The 17,195-nt window shown below is 48.7% G+C and carries 17 protein-coding genes; 10 read left to right on the top strand and 7 right to left on the bottom strand.

The window, feature by feature from the left end:
- The first annotated feature begins 66 nt into the window (after nt 1–66).
- From OL444_RS20455 to OL444_RS20465, 3 genes are all read left to right on the top strand, one after another.
- The gene (locus OL444_RS20455; protein WP_264730127.1) at nt 67–1,005 is read left to right on the top strand and encodes an alpha/beta hydrolase; all 939 of its coding nucleotides are present in this window, start codon (nt 67–69) and stop codon (nt 1,003–1,005) included.
- Nucleotides 1,006–1,109: 104 nt separating this feature from the next.
- Nucleotides 1,110–1,703, top strand: coding sequence for a Crp/Fnr family transcriptional regulator (locus OL444_RS20460; protein ID WP_264730126.1), 594 nt, complete (start codon nt 1,110–1,112; stop codon nt 1,701–1,703).
- Nucleotides 1,704–1,749: 46 nt separating this feature from the next.
- Nucleotides 1,750–2,094 carry a darcynin family protein gene (locus OL444_RS20465; protein ID WP_264730124.1) on the top strand — a complete coding sequence of 115 codons (345 nt, stop codon included), beginning with the start codon at nt 1,750–1,752 and terminating at the stop codon, nt 2,092–2,094.
- 4 nt (nt 2,095–2,098) lie between these two features.
- Here OL444_RS20465 and OL444_RS20470 read toward each other — a convergent pair whose 3' ends face one another.
- From OL444_RS20470 to OL444_RS20480, 3 genes are all read right to left on the bottom strand, one after another.
- On the bottom strand, nt 2,099–3,007 hold the full coding sequence (locus tag OL444_RS20470) for an aminoglycoside phosphotransferase family protein (RefSeq protein WP_264730122.1): 909 nt from the start codon (nt 3,005–3,007) through the stop codon (nt 2,099–2,101).
- Between the two features lie 30 nt (nt 3,008–3,037).
- A complete protein-coding gene (locus OL444_RS20475) occupies nt 3,038–3,622 on the bottom strand; it encodes a hypothetical protein (protein WP_264730120.1) in 585 nt (194 codons plus the stop codon).
- A gap of 84 nt (nt 3,623–3,706) precedes the next feature.
- Complete coding sequence (locus OL444_RS20480) at nt 3,707–4,411, bottom strand: DUF2461 domain-containing protein (protein WP_264730118.1); 705 nt, start codon at nt 4,409–4,411, stop codon at nt 3,707–3,709.
- A gap of 440 nt (nt 4,412–4,851) precedes the next feature.
- Here OL444_RS20480 and OL444_RS20485 point away from each other — a divergent pair, with 440 nt between their 5' ends.
- Complete coding sequence (locus OL444_RS20485) at nt 4,852–6,837, top strand: tetratricopeptide repeat-containing sensor histidine kinase (protein WP_264730116.1); 1,986 nt, start codon at nt 4,852–4,854, stop codon at nt 6,835–6,837.
- Nucleotides 6,827–7,462 carry a response regulator transcription factor gene (locus tag OL444_RS20490; protein ID WP_264730115.1) on the top strand — a complete coding sequence of 212 codons (636 nt, stop codon included), beginning with the start codon at nt 6,827–6,829 and terminating at the stop codon, nt 7,460–7,462. The genes OL444_RS20485 and OL444_RS20490 overlap by 11 nt, the downstream gene beginning before the upstream one ends.
- Nucleotides 7,463–7,527: 65 nt before the next feature.
- On the opposite strand, the gene OL444_RS20495 is transcribed toward OL444_RS20490, so the two are convergent.
- Both OL444_RS20495 and OL444_RS20500 read right to left on the bottom strand, forming a co-directional pair.
- Complete coding sequence (locus OL444_RS20495; RefSeq protein WP_264730113.1) at nt 7,528–10,530, bottom strand: polysaccharide lyase family 8 super-sandwich domain-containing protein; 3,003 nt, start codon at nt 10,528–10,530, stop codon at nt 7,528–7,530.
- A 186-nt stretch (nt 10,531–10,716) separates the two neighbouring features.
- Complete coding sequence (locus OL444_RS20500) at nt 10,717–11,682, bottom strand: hypothetical protein (RefSeq protein WP_264730111.1); 966 nt, start codon at nt 11,680–11,682, stop codon at nt 10,717–10,719.
- Between the two features lie 534 nt (nt 11,683–12,216).
- Between OL444_RS20500 and OL444_RS20505 the strand changes: the two genes are divergently transcribed.
- Nucleotides 12,217–12,366, top strand: coding sequence for a hypothetical protein (locus OL444_RS20505; RefSeq protein WP_264730109.1), 150 nt, complete (start codon nt 12,217–12,219; stop codon nt 12,364–12,366).
- Nucleotides 12,367–12,505: 139 nt separating this feature from the next.
- On the opposite strand, the gene OL444_RS20510 is transcribed toward OL444_RS20505, so the two are convergent.
- A complete protein-coding gene (locus tag OL444_RS20510; protein ID WP_264730107.1) occupies nt 12,506–13,405 on the bottom strand; it encodes a hypothetical protein in 900 nt (299 codons plus the stop codon).
- A gap of 318 nt (nt 13,406–13,723) precedes the next feature.
- Here OL444_RS20510 and OL444_RS20515 point away from each other — a divergent pair, with 318 nt between their 5' ends.
- Both OL444_RS20515 and OL444_RS20520 read left to right on the top strand, forming a co-directional pair.
- Entirely contained in the window at nt 13,724–13,873 is a 150-nt protein-coding gene (locus OL444_RS20515; RefSeq protein WP_264730105.1) for a class I lanthipeptide, read from the top strand.
- 205 nt (nt 13,874–14,078) lie between these two features.
- Complete coding sequence (locus tag OL444_RS20520) at nt 14,079–14,231, top strand: hypothetical protein (protein WP_264730104.1); 153 nt, start codon at nt 14,079–14,081, stop codon at nt 14,229–14,231.
- 83 nt (nt 14,232–14,314) lie between these two features.
- Here OL444_RS20520 and OL444_RS20525 read toward each other — a convergent pair whose 3' ends face one another.
- Entirely contained in the window at nt 14,315–14,848 is a 534-nt protein-coding gene (locus OL444_RS20525) for a hypothetical protein (protein WP_264730102.1), read from the bottom strand.
- Nucleotides 14,849–15,086: 238 nt separating this feature from the next.
- On the opposite strand from OL444_RS20525, the gene OL444_RS20530 reads away from it, so the two are divergent.
- Both OL444_RS20530 and OL444_RS20535 read left to right on the top strand, forming a co-directional pair.
- Nucleotides 15,087–15,644, top strand: a complete 558-nt coding sequence (locus OL444_RS20530; protein ID WP_264730100.1) for a GNAT family N-acetyltransferase — start codon at nt 15,087–15,089, stop codon at nt 15,642–15,644.
- Between the two features lie 84 nt (nt 15,645–15,728).
- Nucleotides 15,729–16,979, top strand: a complete 1,251-nt coding sequence (locus OL444_RS20535) for a putative sensor domain DACNV-containing protein (RefSeq protein WP_264730099.1) — start codon at nt 15,729–15,731, stop codon at nt 16,977–16,979.
- The last annotated feature ends 216 nt before the right edge of the window (nt 16,980–17,195 follow it).

A 17,195-nucleotide genomic window follows, 5' to 3' on the forward strand; every position in this document is an offset into this window, starting at 1 on the left:
AGTATCTTACTTCCAGGTAGGCTATCTTTTCGTGTGTATATATCCCGCACTTTTGCGAAAAAAAAGATGCAATCGTATACTACTACCGTCACCCACGAAGTGCGTACTTACCTGAACAGCCTCCCTGCCCCAACCGGCAGCCAGCCACCGATTACCGTGTTCCGGGAAATGTTGCTGACAGCGGTAGCCGGCTGGAGTAAAGCTCCCGCAGCCGTACCTTTTATCAGCGACCATATTGTGCAGGCGGGCCTGCATATCCGGATCTATCAGATGGATCGTAGCTGCCCGCAACCGGCCTTATTGTATTTCCATGGCGGTGGGTGGATCCGGGGCAGCATCGCTACCCACGACTGGCTTTGCCGGAACCTGGCAGTTGGCTCTGGTTGTACCATCGTATCTGTCGACTACCGGCTGGCGCCGGAGCATGTTTTTCCGGCTGCCGCCACAGATGGATGGACCGCCCTCGAATGGCTCCTTGCCCATGGCCCGGAACATGACATAGATACTACCCGGCTGGCAGTAGGCGGCGATAGCTCCGGCGGTAACATCGCTATTGCTACCCTGTTGCAAGCCAAAGCAAGAGGTATCTCCCTGACTGCCCAGCTGTTAATATATCCTCCTGTAGATAACCGTATGGATACCGGTTCGTACCAGGCCTATGCCACCGGCTACGGCCTGACCCGGGCGGCTATGGCATACTGCTGGCATACCTACCTGGGCGACGGGCTGCAACCAGCCCCGCCATTGGCTGCGGTACTGCAAAATGATTTCGCAGGTTTTCCGCCCACGCTGATCATTGCAGCTGCCTGTGATCCGTTGAGAGATGACGGTGTATTACTCTCCCAAAAACTGGCCGCGGCAGGCGTGCCTGTTACCTATTCCCTGTATGAGGGCATGATCCATTTGTTTTTTCTCATGGATGCCCTGTTTCCCGAAGCCAGCGCTGCGCAGCTGGAAGCAGCAGCATTTCTGAAAAACAGGCTACTTTCGTCTGTCAACGTGTAGCCCATAGCGTTATACCATGCCGGCGTCCGAAAGGATGCCGGCCATCATCACACAATAAATACGGGTGGTATTCGTCCTGATAAATACGATAAAGACGATCATCTATGGATCATTTCTGGTCAGTTACAGGACACTATTACCCTTTGTCAGCTTCCTCCAGGGAACTGATTAACGGACTACTCCAGCCTAAGCAGCTGAAAAAAAACGCTGTATATCTCCGGGAAGGTAACATCCCGCAATGCGCTGCTTTTGTCAGCAGCGGGCTGCTGGCTTATTTTTATACAGACGACAACGGACAACGGATTATCAAAAAGTTTTTCCCGGAACATACCTTCATCGCTTCCATGACCGCGCTGCTCACCCACACCCCCGGCGATTTTATGATTACAGCACTGGAAGATACCCACCTCCTGGAATTCCGGTTCCAGGACTTCCTGGCACTCGTAGCTACCCACCATGATATTGCGATGTTTTACATCCGCTACCTGGAAAGCAACTGGGTGGTGGCCAAAGAATCACTGGAGATCAGCCTGAAACAAAAATCCGCCGGCCAGCGGTATTATGAGCTGCTGGCTACCTGCCCGGATCTGGCGGCACGGGTTAAACAACATCATATTGCCGCCTACCTGGGTATTACCCCTACACAGCTCTCCCGTATAAGGGCGGCTGAAAAAAATGGCATACATCAACCTATGTAAATGTTTAGTTCCCGGCGCCCAGGTAGTTTTGTGAAAAATAAAACAGATGGAATACACCATTCTCATTTTAGTCAATGCCACCTCACAATGGCTTAGTATGCCCCGCACCGAACGCGACACGTTTGTAGAAACGGAGTTTCGCCCTATCCTGCAGCATTACAGCAACGTCTGTAAGGTCCGGTTGTATGACGCTGACTTTACCCATCCGGGGGTATCTGATTTTTTAATTATTGAAACGAGCGACCTGCAGGCCTTCGGCTACTTGATGGGGTATCTGCGGGAGTCTAAAACGTTGGCCGCGCCTTATTTCAGCGTGAAGGAACTGGTGATAGGGGTACCTAATAATTTCAGGGGATCTATGGCAGTATCGGATATTACGGGGCAGTCCTGATCCCTTACACCTGGTAGTCTGCCACCGCTTCGCGGATAGCATGACGGGCCATGGCTGCCAGCACGGGATTACTCTTTTCATAATATGGTAAGGCAATCAATCCTACGGAGAGCGCCCAGCCACGGCCCCGTTGCCAGGTAGCTTCGTCGGCCCGGACGGTGGCGCGGAACGCTGCACGTGCCGGCGCAGTAAATAACATCCAGGCTGCCAGCAGGTCACAGGCGGGATCGCCTACACCCAGGCCACCAAAATCAATGACGGCACTTAAACGCCCTTCGGTGGCCAGGAGGTTGCCACCATGCAGATCTCCGTGTATCCATACCGGTGAGCGATCCCATACCGGCGCAGATAAAGCCTGGTCCCATACTGCTGTCACGGCTTCCATAGACTGCGTATGAGACAAGGTGCGGATAGCTTCCCGGGTAGCAGCATCCCGTGTGGCCAGTGGTACGCCCCGGAAAAAGTTGTGTGTACCCGGGCCGGGCCCCGTACCCGGATCTATTTGCTGTAAGGCATTGACAAAATTTGCCAGCGTCACAGCTGCCGCCGTATCTCCGCCAAAACGGGTAATGGTAGCGTTGTCGCCGGCAATCCATTGGTACACGGACCAGGACCAGGGAAACCCTTCTCCCGGTGCTCCTTTCACCAGTGGTACCGGCACAGTCAACGGCAACAAAGGCGCCAGCACCGGCAACCAGTGGTGTTCCTTTTCTACCTGCCACATGCCTTCTTCAATACGGGGCAGCCGGATCACCCGATCTGCACCCAACCGGTAAATGGCATTAACGGTACCGGCACTATGCACCTCCTCCACAGGCAGCTGCGCCCACTGGGGCAGCTGTGCCTGCAGGAGTCGTTTTACCAGCGGTATACTGGTATCTGCTTCCTCAGCATGCATTTTTTGCGTAGCCATATTACCGGTATTGCAACAGCGGCGCTGTTATTATTTATATTTTCTGTCCAGCTTTTCCTGGGTAGCACTTACCTGCTGCATGATGCTTTGCAAACGGTCGTATCCCATACTGTTATCCAATGCGAGGTCTTTTTTGGTCACGTCCTTTCCATCCAGGAAGGCTTCCAGGTGAGACAGGTAATGACTTTGTTCACCAAACAATGCATCGTAGATTTCATCATTCAGCCGGTCTCCTTCCTCGCGGATTTCCCGGTTGGTCAGGTCATTGATATTACGGATCTGTTCCATCACATTACGCATCTTCAACTTCACGTTTTCCAGGTCTTCCGGCGATTGTTTACCGGGCTTGATATTATTCCGCAATAAGCTATCAGAAAGGGATTTCCGGGTTTTCAGGTAATTATTCAACTCCTGTTTCAGGTTTGTCAGGTGCTGATTTAATTCCGCGGATTTTTCCCGCGTAGCGTATTTATCCACATCATTATTCAAATGTTTTACCCAGGTGAATATGCCTTTGGTAACATCCGTTACAGTGGCCGATTGAGCAGCCGCCTGACTGGCATAAAAACAACATGCAATAAGCAGTATTACACGGGATAGTCCTTTGATTAGCATTATACAGAAAGTTTATGAAAAGATGAATGGTGTTACATTGTTAACGGTAAAAGTGGTAGCGCCGGTATGCCGGCTGCCGACAATTTATGGTATTTCCAGTCCGTTGATATCGGTGGTTAATACTTCACTCATATAGTCAAAGAAAGGGCGCATGGCTTCAAAAGTAAGCCCCGCCTCTTTCAGAAACTGCGGACTTAATACTACTTTATCCGGAAACCGGCGGATGAGCAGGTACTGCTTATAACGTAACAGGTCAATGGCTTCATGGTCTTTATCAAAGCCTTTCGGGGCACTTTTCAGCTGTTCGCCTTCGAGCGTTTTAAAGTTCGCCGTAAATCCGGGACTATTGATTATTTTTCTCAATGGCGCTGCATCAAAGGCAATATCATCCCGTACCCGTTTCAGGTCCCCGGCGGAGGGCCCCCAGAAACCGCCGACAATAAAACTGTTGCCCGGTTCAAAATGATAATAGTAACCGCCGCGGCGATATTTGGTGGCGCGTCTGAAACCACCGCTCCAGTTGGTTTTGTAAGGTGTTTTATCGGAAGAGAAACGGGTATCGCGATAAATCCTGTGAAGGCTTTGTTTGCCGGAAGGCGTTTCTATCTGATCGTGCGTATTCAGCCCGGCCAGCAAGGCCTCTGCAAATACGGCTACCTGTGCCTGTTCCTGCAGGAATACCTCTTTATGGGCATTGAACCAATCCCTGTTATTGTTTTCTTTTAAGGTGGCTAAAAAATCAAATCCGGACGCGGGTATCTGCTGTAATGCTGTCAGCTGTTTTGCCATATGTTGCAATGATAACTTTTTAAAGCGGAAAATAACTGCCGGCAAATATACCATCTATTAAAAAATTATCCTGCTTCCGGAGAAAATAACAATGGAACGATGACGGGAAAAAGCGGATGCATCATCCACATAAAAAAAATCCGCGCCGAACGCGGATTTCAAAACAGCCTGTTGTCCTTTGCGGGAACATCATCCGGCAATTGTACCGATGCCGGCGCTGTGCCCCTCTATGATGCAGGGATAATGATTGCCTGATAACAAGTGTCAGCAAATGCCGCACAGCTGGAAAAACGATACCGGCGATCCGGTATATTTCCGCTACAAAAGTAAAACAGCCCCCGCTTCCGGCAATACCCACGGCACAGGATTTACACCTACCTGTTTTCGGGTATTCTGATTTTTTTAATACAGCCTATGCATTTGTTTTTTATTTTGGTGTTATGAGAAGATGCTTCCTCCTGTTATGTTTGTTTTCGATCGTTGTCATGAACGGTTATTCCCGGCAGGCTGCTTCCAACCCCGCTGCCGATAGTCTGCAAAAACAGCTGCAGCAAGCCACCACCGATAGTGCCAAAGCCATGGCGTATTATGCGCTGGCAGCGTCCTTTGTCTCCGACTCCGCCAAAGCGGCACAATACCTCCGGCAAGGTTATCAGTATAGCCGGCAAACACCTTTTCTGCTGGCACTACACCTTTATTACCAGGGCTACCTGCTCGCGAAATTACAGCCGGAAAAAGCCAAAACATTTTACCTGCAAGCCGACACGTTACTACGCCAATGGTCTACCCCTGAGGCTTTCCGCTACAGGGCCCGGACCTGGTACGATTACGGCGCCATCATGCAAAGACAGGATGACTCCAAAGCCTTTACAGACATCCTGATTCATCAGGCCATTCCGCTGGCCAAACAATCCGGCGACCATACCGTTACCGGCAAGGATTATCTGGCGCTCGCCCTGGTATTTAAAAACGGAGGAGAGTATGAAAAAGCAGCCGCTTATATTTTTGATGCCATCCAGGAATTTAAACAACCCGGTGTAGCTGCTACCGAACTGATTACGGCTTATCATACCCTGGCTGAAAACTATGCGTTATCCGGACAAAGTGCCAAAGCATCGCTGATACTGGATACGGCGCAGACCTTACTCAAAGCCTATCCGGACTCCTTCTACTATCTCGACTTCTACGCCGCTGCAGGCCTTAACTATACCGTAGAGGGCAAGTTTAAAGCCGCACTGGCCAGTCTGGATAAAGGCGTGGCACTGGCCAGACAACTGGGACTTCGTTATGAAGAACAACGATTGGTACTCCAGCAATTCTACGCCTGGTACAACGATAAAAATTTTGACAAGGCGAAGTCCGTGTTGCAATACCTGTTGCAACAGCCCGAAATGATGCAGCTGGCCACCAACCGGCTACAGCTCTATTACGGTATGGCGGCCACCTACGAAGGGCTGGAACAAATGACGCAGGCGTATGAGTGGATGAAGAAGTACAGTGAGCTAAGCGATAGCCTCTCCCGCAGCCAGTTGAAGAACGATGTACATGCGATGGAAATAAAATACCGGAATGCCGAGAAACAACAGGAAATAAATGCCCTCAAAGCCAAAAACCTCCAGGAATCCCTGTCTGTCAGCAATTCCCGGCTCATGAACTGGCTGATGGGCGGTACGATACTCTTCCTGTTGGTGGTGCTGGTTTTAGCACAAATCATCTATCGCCATAAAAAGAAATTGCAGGCACAAAAAGAGCTCAGCTATCAGCAACAGTTGTGGGCAGTAGAACAACAACAGCTGCTGCAATTCAGTCAGGGCGTGTTGGAAGGGGAAGAAAAAGAACGGCGACGACTGGCGCGCGACCTGCACGACGGCCTTGGCGGTATGCTGGCCGGCGCTAAAATCAATTTGTCTGCCCAGCTGGAAAATACCCTTTCCCAGGGGCAGCACATCGAGCTGGAAAAAATCACGCAGCAGCTGGATCATTCCGTGACAGAACTCCGCCGCATTGCCCACAACATGATGCCGGTAAACCTCTTGAAATTCGGGTTAAAAACGGCCTTGAAAGACCTCTGTGAATCACTCATCAACGACACCACCCATATTGATTTCCAGACGCTGAACATGGAAACGCCCCTGCGGGAAGAAGTACAGCTGCATATTTACCGGATCGTACAGGAACTGCTGAGCAATGCCATCCGTCATGGCCAGGCAACTCATATTATTCTTCAATGCAGCCAGGATGATAACCGCTTTTTTATTACCCAGGAAGATAACGGCAAAGGCTTTGATCAGCAGGCAGCCCATCAGCAAAAAGGCATTGGCCTCTCCAATATCAGAAACCGGGTTGGTTTCCTGAGAGGAAAAATTGACATTGAATCCATCGTAAACGAAGGAACCACCATAAACATTGAACTATATGTTGACTAAAGTTACCACCCTTTGTATTGTAGATGACCACCTGATTGTATTGGAAGGGTTACAGAAGCTGCTGGCAAATGTGAAAGATATACAGATCAGTGGATGCTTCACCACAGGTGCAGCCACATTGGCTCATCTGCAAACCAATCCGGTAGACATTCTGCTGCTCGACATCAGTCTTCCCGATATCAACGGTATAGAACTATGTAAGGAAATAAAAATTCTGTCGCCAGCCACGCGGATACTGGCCTTGAGCAATCACTCCGAACGCAGTCTGATATTACAGATGCTGCAAAACGGCGCCAGTGGCTATTTACTAAAAAATGTATCCGGAGAAGAACTGGTAGCGTGTATACAGGAAGCACTCGGCGGACTGGTTACATTCAGCAAGGCCGTGAAAGAAATTATGGCCCGCCCTTCTATGACCGAATTAAAAGGTACGCCCCAGCTCACCAAACGCGAAAAAGAAATTCTGTTGCTGGTATCGGAAGGAAAAACAACACTGGATATTGCCCAACTGCTGAACCTCAGCCCACTGACGGTAGAAACCCACCGCAAAAATCTCATCCAGAAATTTCAGGCGCCCAATATGGCCGCTGTCGTTAAAGCCGCTACCCAACAGGGACTGGTATAACCCAACGTATTTTCCCGGCAGCACACCACTCGTACAGCTGCCGGGAAAAAGCTCCTTTATTGTACTTATCTGACAATCAGTAGTTTTTGCGCCACCGTTGACGAAAGGGATTTAAAATAATAAATACCCGGTGGCAGCCCTGATACATCCAGCGTCGTACGGGCGCCGGCGGTCAGCTGTATCCGTTTCAGCACCTGTCCCCGGCCGTCGGTGAGTACGGCCGGCCCTGTAGCTCCGCCACTGATATATACCACATCCGTAGCCGGATTAGGCGTTACCGTTATAACGGTTCCACCCGTACGTTTCTTGTCGGTATTTTCCATGAATGTCTTCCCTGCCAGCGATGACAAGGGTTTCAGGTATATCTTCAGCTGCGGCTGCAAAGCGCTATCCGCCGTTTCCCGGGAATAGAAACCCGCATCCGTTTTTCCGTCGCCCCGGGCAGTAGCCACTGTATGCAGTGACAACAAAGGCTGGCTGCCGCTGATCACGTCCTTCACCCGGGCAGTAATATCAAATTCCACCGCCGTACCTACCGGACTACCGGGAAAAAGGCCTGGTAGAACCGTGGAAGCAGGTTTGTTATTCCAGTTAATTCCCAGCTCCGTCCAGCTGTTATCTGCTACGGCATTCACCTGCCAGTTGGTATTGGTCACTGAAATATTGGCGTTTTTCACCTGCAGTTGAAATGTAACGCGCGCTATCCGGGAGGTATCCATGGCTGGCAATGGAAATTTCGTATATACTTCCCGGTTGTAGCCGGTATTATCTTTTTTGATGATCAGCGTACTGGCGGTACCGTAGTTCACCGCAGCGTTGGCGCCATCATTCACATAGGCATCTGCTACCGCGTAGATACGCTGTATATTTTCCGGCGCCGGCTCCGTATAGTCCGGTGTCTGGGCATTCACCACTCCCCTCACCGTGGCGCCGGCGTAGGGCGTAGTTGGCAGGTTCATCACCAGGTGTTTTTCGCCGGTGATACCCGGTAGCTGCAAACGCAGGGCAATACTGCTTTTCAGCTGCGACGGATCGGCCAGGTGTACTGTTACCTGGGGCGTACCGATATTTTTCAGGATGAGCGCACAGCCGGCATTGGCCCGGATCGTCACGCCTGCTCCCGTATAGGTAGCCGCCCGGAAAAATACCAGCTGCCAGATACCCAGTCCCTGATGTCTGACTACCTGCACCGAATCGGTGTTTGCCAGTATCCGGATGTTGGTGGTATCATACGCCTCCATATCCGCCGCGGATTGTTTGCCTGGCAATATCATATAGGCGTAACTGTTATTAACGGGTTGCCCGCCGTGATTCAACCACAGTTTAAATACATCCATACGTACCGTATCGGCAGCGGAAGTATTATTGATCGCTTTCCAGGTACCGGCCTGTTGTTCGTTGGCCAGATGCACAGCGCCGCCCTGCGGGAACAAATAGCCGATGCCATGGTGCAATGCCCAGCGGAGATTCCCCGGATAACTACGGCTTCCTTTATTCAATACCGTGGTAGCACCACCTGCGGATACCGTTACCGGCCCATCCAATAAACACTGGTTCACGGTGGTATTTACTTCCCCTGCAGCCGTAGCAGTGATACCAGCGCCCAGGCATACTATTTCGTCATTGAAAAAGAACCAGGATTTTTTTGCGGTCGTATTAATGCTATAGTTATTATCTGTATAAGCATAGGTAGTTACGCCGTACAAACTATCTGATACTCCGCCGGTAAAGGTGGAGGTACCCGCTGTGCCCCATTGTGCAGGTACGGGAATGGTGTTTAACAACGGCGCCGTAACACCGGGAATCCGGTTCCAGTCCCACACCGGAAAAATATTGTAATACTCGTTGCCGGTAGTGGCGATGTTGGTAGCGCCATCTGCCAGAAAATATCCTTTCAGGTTTTCGCCGTTGCCGTTTTCATTACGCAGCGTGCGGGCAGATACTGTTCTTACATCAAAGCTGTAGGCAGGCCTTACATGCAGGGCGTAATCGGACTTCCAGAAATGGCTGTGGCCAGCCTGTACGCCAAATTCCGCGGGTTGTACGCCGGTAAGCCTGCTGATAGCCGAATCATATACCGGTGCATAGGCAGGGTCCAGCAACTTCATACTGGCGGCGGTACCCGCCATTCCTGATTGCAACAGGGCATTGTTCCGGCTGACCCCACGCCCCAGTACATCAAAATGAAAATACTGGCCACGTATTACGGGTAGAAAAGTGTTGCGCATAAAACTGCTGAGGAGTGCCAGTCTGCTGCCCGCCAACGCATAGGACGTACCTACGGTGAACAGCGCTACACTCACTTCTCCGTTCAGCAGTACCGAGCCATAGCCGCCGATGTAAAGCTGCATACCATGTTGCAGGTAAGACATATCATATTGTATGCCTTCTCCTGTAGTCATAAAAAGCGGGTAATAAGCCTGGGCCACACCGAATGATAAGACTGCGGCATCACCGGCCAGACACCCCCGGTATATCCAGTGGGTAGCAATATCCAGTTTGTTGGCGCCTGTACCCTGTGATCCGCTTTGGTCCGGCCGCCCGCCTTCTGTTGCCATCCGGCCCAGCAGTTGCTGTACGGTGGTATCGGGTAGCGGTAACAGGCCAGTGCGCATCAGGATCAATATAACGCCCACCCGTTGCGGGCTGGCGATTTGCTGCATATACCAGTTGGTGCTGGTAGGATGTGCGCTGTACCAATAAGCCAGGCCGGCCGCAATCCGTTGCTGCAGTTGTGCGTTACCATAGTAATAGCCACCGGCCCGGGTATAGGCCAGCGCCATGCTGCGGAGACGATCCAGGTGAGCCACCGGCGTCCAGTTGGTTTGTGCCCGGTCCGCATAGTTGATGTCGGTCCAGGAACCATCGGTCTGTATGGTGTTCAGCAATCCGGCTACCGTGAGGCGCAGGGCAGCTGTGTCTTTCACACCGGCCCACTGTATTTGCCGGATGTTGGTCATAACAGAATCATACACCGTAGGAATGGTATCTCTTCCTTTGCCGGCAGCAGGTACATGGATAGTCAGGACAGCCAGCAGGGCTGCCAGTATCCTCCATTTGATTTTCATGATCATTGTTCAGGTATTAGCATGAATGGATAGCTGATAAAACGTGGATAACATCATTGTACAGGTCAGACCGGCATTGTTCACTTGCTGGGGAAGTCATTTTACACGAATGACTTCCTGCGATCTGGTTACTGTAACAATATATTAAGAATTTACCATTTATCAAAATGCCCCTGCACGATGTTTTTATACGCCTGGTTTCAGGTGCAGTTGCACCTTTGAAAAAGGGTCACCCTGTTTGGTTACCGTCAGTAAAGTAGAATCGGTATTGAAAGTATACTGGAAGACACTATTCTTATAATTATAGCTTCCCCAGTTGTTGCTTACCTGGTATCCCACAATACAGTTTTTGATAAAGGGCAGATAATAGGTCAGGTAGGTAGAAGGACCATCCATCAGATACGGCAGCAATAAACCACCGCCCCCTACATCGGAAGTCAGTTTATTTATATATGCCAAAAACCACATCGCGTGGTAAGGACTACGGACCTGATTGGTCGTCAGCTGCAATTGATCATATAAACTGTAATGCCTGTCAGCCACTTTTTCAAACTTGTCCAGTTTAAACGGGATACTATCTTGTGGGGTGTTATATCTGAAACGTACATAATTCCAGACGGCATTATCCCGTATTGTATAGATAGCTTCGATGTGATGCCCTGCGGTATAACTCAGGGAGTCATATTCCGATTGCAGCTGACCATCTGTAATACTGTTAAAATAGCTGGTATCTTCCAGGGTTTTACCAGTGGTCACTTTTTTATAGTACACCTTACATACATCTCCCGCGGCGTTATACCGGAAAATAGCCGCAGTTAATTTGGTGATGTACACATCATAATAGGAAACAGCCACATACCCGGGCCGTTGATCAGCCAGATAATACACAAAAAACTCCGGCGCCCTTAAAAAAGGTGGTTTAAATCCGGTCAGCCGGTTGCCGTTATAAAAAAATTTCATGGGGTAGCCGCTGTTAAAATCGCCGGAAATTTCTGTCAGCAAAAGTGGTCTGGACGGCGGTATGGTGGGTACGGGTGCAGGGGTGACGGTAACTACCTCCTGCTCTTCTGGTGATTCCATCCGTTTTTCTTTCTTGCAGGCCACTAACAGGCAGGCGGCTGCCAGGGTAAGGGATCGTAAAGTCTGTAGCATAAGTAATGGGGAAAATTTAGCTATTATATCAATGTAGTCCGGTAAAAATATGTTTATCCGGATGTAAGTCATACCGGTTATACCCTACACCTGTTTTTTAGGTAACAAATGTAAGGAATGGCTTCCGATATGCGGTGCTACAAATGAGTTACACTTATCTTGTACCCTGCCAGCTATAATAACTACCTGACCCAACTATTTCTATTGCACGGCAACATGCTCCAGGGCAGTGGCCCCGTACAGATAATTATCCTCCTTCCCATCACTTTCAGCCTTCTTTACCTGGTTATACGCATAATACTGTAGTCAGAAAATCAGTCCGCCGGTTTATTATTATCAAGTGCGATCCCACAACGGACTTCCATTGCCTGCTGACAGCCACCCCCCGCTTCATTTTTCAACTGTAAGGATATCACAGGCATACATGCTATTTTGCTGATACTGTCGCAGGCAACCTGTCAATTCCATAATTCCAATTGTTATAGCTTCCTATCGGCAGTGCCTATTTATTTATCATTTAAACCTGATTCACGTATGAAAAAGATCGTTTCCAAAAAACTGCAGCTGACTACTATTAAAATTGCCAGCCTCACCCAGGTAAAACAACAGGACGTAAAGGGTGCCGCCACTTTCCCTTGTTCACAAATTATCAGTTGTAATCCAAATGATAGCTGTATCTGTTAATGTACAGTCATCTTATCAACAACGCCTGCCGGACCATGGGCAGGCGTTGTTTTTTAATGGGTTAGCGGCGCAATTTGTATCATCTTTCATACTTTTGACTGCACACCGTTTAACCATTTCCGTTATATGCCTATACGCATTATTGTATAACTTTATATTCGAACGTAGTGCTACTATACAGCCAGTTATCTGTTATGCCATAACTTTTCATTTCCTTCACCTGATTATACTGATCATAGGTATACACATGCCGGTAAGCATTATCACTGGTCACGTTGTGCTGCGGCACTACCGGCATTTGACTCAGGTGCCGGTCATTATAGAAAAGGTTATTCAGAAAAGCAGGTTTGTCCAGGTTAAAACCACTTAAAATGTTGGGATACTGATCATTGCCTGTCTGTACAATGACAGGTGTATAGCTGGAATCGGGGAACCAGCCGGCTGGTTTCGTTCTGCGATCAAATACTTCTCTCAAACGTATTTCCGTTAGCTGATGACTGGCATTAAAAACATACTGATTACGGGCCAGCACAGTATAAGACAATAAAATGCCACCAAGGGGAAACAAGGTAGCATAGGTAGTTTCAGCCAGGCTATCTCCCTTGTAATAATAGTTGGTTTCAAACTGCAGCCATACATTTCCGGGAATGATGATACTCGACATCCGGCTAAGCCGACCCTGTGTATCATAGTAGAAATGGATAGAATCACTGGTTTTACTCGTCCGGTAAGCCAGCAGGCCACTGTTATTGTAGCCATAGTGATAAGAGACTGTATTTACTAACTTGCCATCTGTTTTATATTTTATGTCTGAACGGATAAGCCGCCGCTGCGTGTTATAGGTGTAAGCAACGTCTTCCTCTTTGTTGTCTCTGGTAGTAACAGACCTGCTGATCAGCCGGAGCGCTCCCACCTTATTGCCGGCAGCCGCATGCGGATGTCCGGATAGCATAGCGGCGTCTGGTTTCCGGCAGGCATCACCGGTCAAAATCATTCCGGCACATAACAAGGGTACAATACAGCGATAAAGGCATTTCATCGTATAAACTATTGGGTTAATGATTGTGCTACCATACAGGTAAACGTTTACTATTACAAGCGGGTATTGCTACATCGTGGACAGGTATATTCATTCCCGGGGTTAACCACTGATCAGGGCTGTAAAATAAATACACGCCCCTGAAACAGGCTGACAGTAATGATCAGGAGAGATTATTCCGTGGTGCGGAGATACGTCAGTAACTAATCTTAATTTGTTGTACTGTCGCAGGACACCTGTCAATTCCATTTATACACGTGCCTAATCATCAATCCGGCAGCGAATATTCATTTACAACATTTAAACCTCACGTCACGTATGAAAAAGATTGCTTCCAAAAAACTGCAGCTTTCTAAGATTAAAATTGCCAGCCTTAGCCAACCACAACAAGTGGAAGTAAAAGGTGGTGCTTCTTCCCTTTGCACAAGATATATCAGCTGCGGACAACCACCTAGCTGTATCTGTTAATGCACTGAAATGTATTAAAATGCCTGCCAGTGGTCTGGCAGGCATTTTTTAGCAGGTATGCGCTGTTTACGATACAGCCATCCCGCTGTAACCAATGTTGATTTAAGGTGCTGTCACGGGCTACTACCTGTCTATTCCGCTATAATCATGGCCGCTATCCCATTGGCAGTGCCCATCTGTTTACCATCTAAATTTCGTGTCAAGTATGAAAAAAATTGCTTCTAAAAAATTGCAGCTGACTACTATTAAAATCGCCAGCCTCACCCAGATAGCACAACAGGAAGTAAAGGGTGGCGCCACCCGTATCCTCGAGTGTTCACTCCTCAGTTGCGGGCAACCTGGCAGCTGCCGCTGTTAAGAACTGGTATCTTATTCAAAGCGCCTCCCGGTTGTCCGGCAGGTGCTTTTTATTTCCGGTAAGATGGTGATCTGTCCGGAAGGCTATCGTTTGCCCATACCTTTAACGGGCGATGGTTCCGGCACTACATTTTCCATTTCTATGGAAAACAGCACCGTCGTGATTTTCCATTCACCATTCGCCCGGATCAATGCCCAGCTCTCTTTTCCCCAGTTCTGCTTTTTCCCGTCCCACCAGAAACTGTAGTCAAACGTGATCGTCGCCACCCGTTCATCTCCCGTCATCACCAGATTATAAAATCGTTCTTCCTGTTGCCGGCTGTCTTCTATTATTCCCTTGAAAAAGCTACGGGGACTGCTGCTGAAATAATTCTTTTTTGCCTGGCTGTTTTGCTGCTGAAAATGTAAAAAGCTTTTTTCTTTGTCTACGCCTATCCAAACGACCGGTGCACTATGAAAAAGCTGATAGAAGGTGGTACTGTCTTTGGTTTTGATACTCTTCATAAAATCAGCTACTACCCGTTCCAGTTCCTTTCTGGTGGTCTTGTCCGGTTGTTGTGCATAGCCTGCCTGTGCCAGGTCCAGGAGCATTAAAAAAATAAAAATACTGCGTTGCATATTGACTATTGTTGTTTCAAAGATATCCGGGAACTACCATACACGGGGCAGCCAGCAGACAAACAATACTTCGCCGCAGCTATACAGGTATCTATCGCAGATAAAAATTATTTTCCGGCACAGGCATCCGATGTTATTTTTTCTCAACGGAAAAAACTTAAATTGACGATTGCAGGTATTTGCTAAAGGCTACCTGCAGTAAGAGGTACGATTACCAGCACACCAGAACAAACTGCGGATGAAGACATTTGATATCATCACTACAGAAAGACTGCATTTAAGAAAGCTGGATGCAGCCGCTTATCAGTATATTTTCGCGCTGACAGATGATGCCGTTGTGATGGAATTGCTCGGCCTCAACACGCCTGCTGCCCTAGCGGAAGAGCGGGAAAAGTACCGCCAGGGATTTACCACTTTCAACAGATCACTGGTACAGTTTCAGCTATTGGATAAACACACCCAGGCAGTCATTGGCTTATGCGGATATCATACCTGGTACCCCGCCCACTTTCGGGCCGAAATCGGCTATGCCGTCACCGATGAACCATACAAAGGAAAAGGCATCATGTCTGAAGCACTTAAACCTATTATTCAATATGGGTTTGAGCAGATGGCGTTAAACAGGATTGAAGCCTTTATCGGTCCACAGAACATCGCTTCCCGCAAGCTGGTGGAGAAATTCCATTTTGTGCAGGAAGGAGAAATGCGGGAGCATTATTGTAAAAACAATATCCTGGAAAATGCTGTTGTTTATTCATTACTCAAAAAAGAATATAGCCAGTTTTACCAGGATTAATAAACGCTTGCTGCCGATACCTTTCCTGTAAAGCTTTACCGGCAAATACCTTTCACGTACCTTTATTTTTATAAACCGGAATGCATGCCTTATTCAAATACCGGCAAAGTTGCCGTACAAAAGCCAGAAAATCTTGCGTTGAAAGTGTATGAACACTTTCATGATATCGGTCTGCAGCGTCCTTCCAAAGCATTGCTGGAGGAATTCTTCGACTGTTTGTTTTACGCCAGTCTGGAAAGAGAAGAAGGACAAGAGATCCGCGTAACGGTTACTTATTACAATCCGCGTTCGCAGCCCGCCCGGCAGGATAAAGAAGACGGCTGGTCCTTTGTACAGCTGGATAAGCCCATTCCATTGAATGTAAGCAGTCTGGTGAAACTGGCCAAGGCGGCTGATCCCTGGAGTGGTTCCGTAGCGGTTTCCCATATTAATCAAACCCTCAGTATCGTAGGGCTGATCGACCAGGCAGTACACCTGCAGAGTTACCTGAACCTGGAAGAAGAAGCCCGGCCGGAACAACCCGGCCTGTTTCAGGCTTTTGTTACCGGGATTGGTTCCATTACTGTCATGAGAAACCTGCATGTAATCGCCAGTTTCAAAAAAGGCACCCTGATTACCGATTACCTGGACGTGCTGTCGAGAAAAGGACAGGTCTTTGAACTGATTACCCGGATAGCGGAAAATACGGCTGTAAAAGTAGCCCGGAAAATGAAGGAAAACGGCCTGGAAGCAGTGCCTCAACCCGAGCTGGTGGTCAGCTGCCGCGTACTTTATATCCGGAGCCTCAAGCGCATTCTTACCCGTATCAAAAACTACGCACACGGCGGCGCCATGCTGATTACACCCGGCCAGACCGACCTGAAAAGGAAATATGGGATCACCTACGACCGGATTACCCAAACCATCATCAAAATCATTTATAACAAACAGCTGCCCCCTGAAGAGCAAACCGATATGCAGGCCCTCACCCGCGAATTAAAAGGCGCCATCCGTTTTGTGGCCTCTCAATCCTGCGTAGATGGCCTCGTATTGCTCGATACCAGCTTTGTTGTAAAGGGGTTTGGCGTGGTCATTGACACCAAAGACGGTCCGGAAAAGGTGTATCAGTCACTCAATATCAATTTCAATCCGGAGAAAACGGCGATCATTGTACCCAATCATTTCGGTACCCGGCACCGGTCTATGTTCTCCTATTGCTATTATCATCCAGGCAGTCTGGGCTTTGTGGTATCGCAGGATGGCGACATTCGTGCCATTACCCGGGTAGGTACCAAAATAGTGATCTGGGAAAACATCCTGATACAGAAAGGGAAAGCCACCCCGCGGAAAAAATAATGCCGCGGCAACTGTTATAAGGCTCACAGCAATAGCTGTCAATGGCGTTTTTTATCGCTTCCTATTCACGGCTATTTTATGCTATACTATAAAATATCCGGTGCTGTCAGCCATGGTTGACAGTACCGGATATTCCGCTATCCTATTATTGTACACATCCTCCTGCTCCTTCCGGTCTGAAAAAAAATCATCTGTTTCCCGGTGATATTTTCCTCA

It is taken from the genome of Chitinophaga nivalis (assembly GCF_025989125.1).
GTDB classification, from domain to species: Bacteria; Bacteroidota; Bacteroidia; order Chitinophagales; family Chitinophagaceae; genus Chitinophaga; species Chitinophaga nivalis.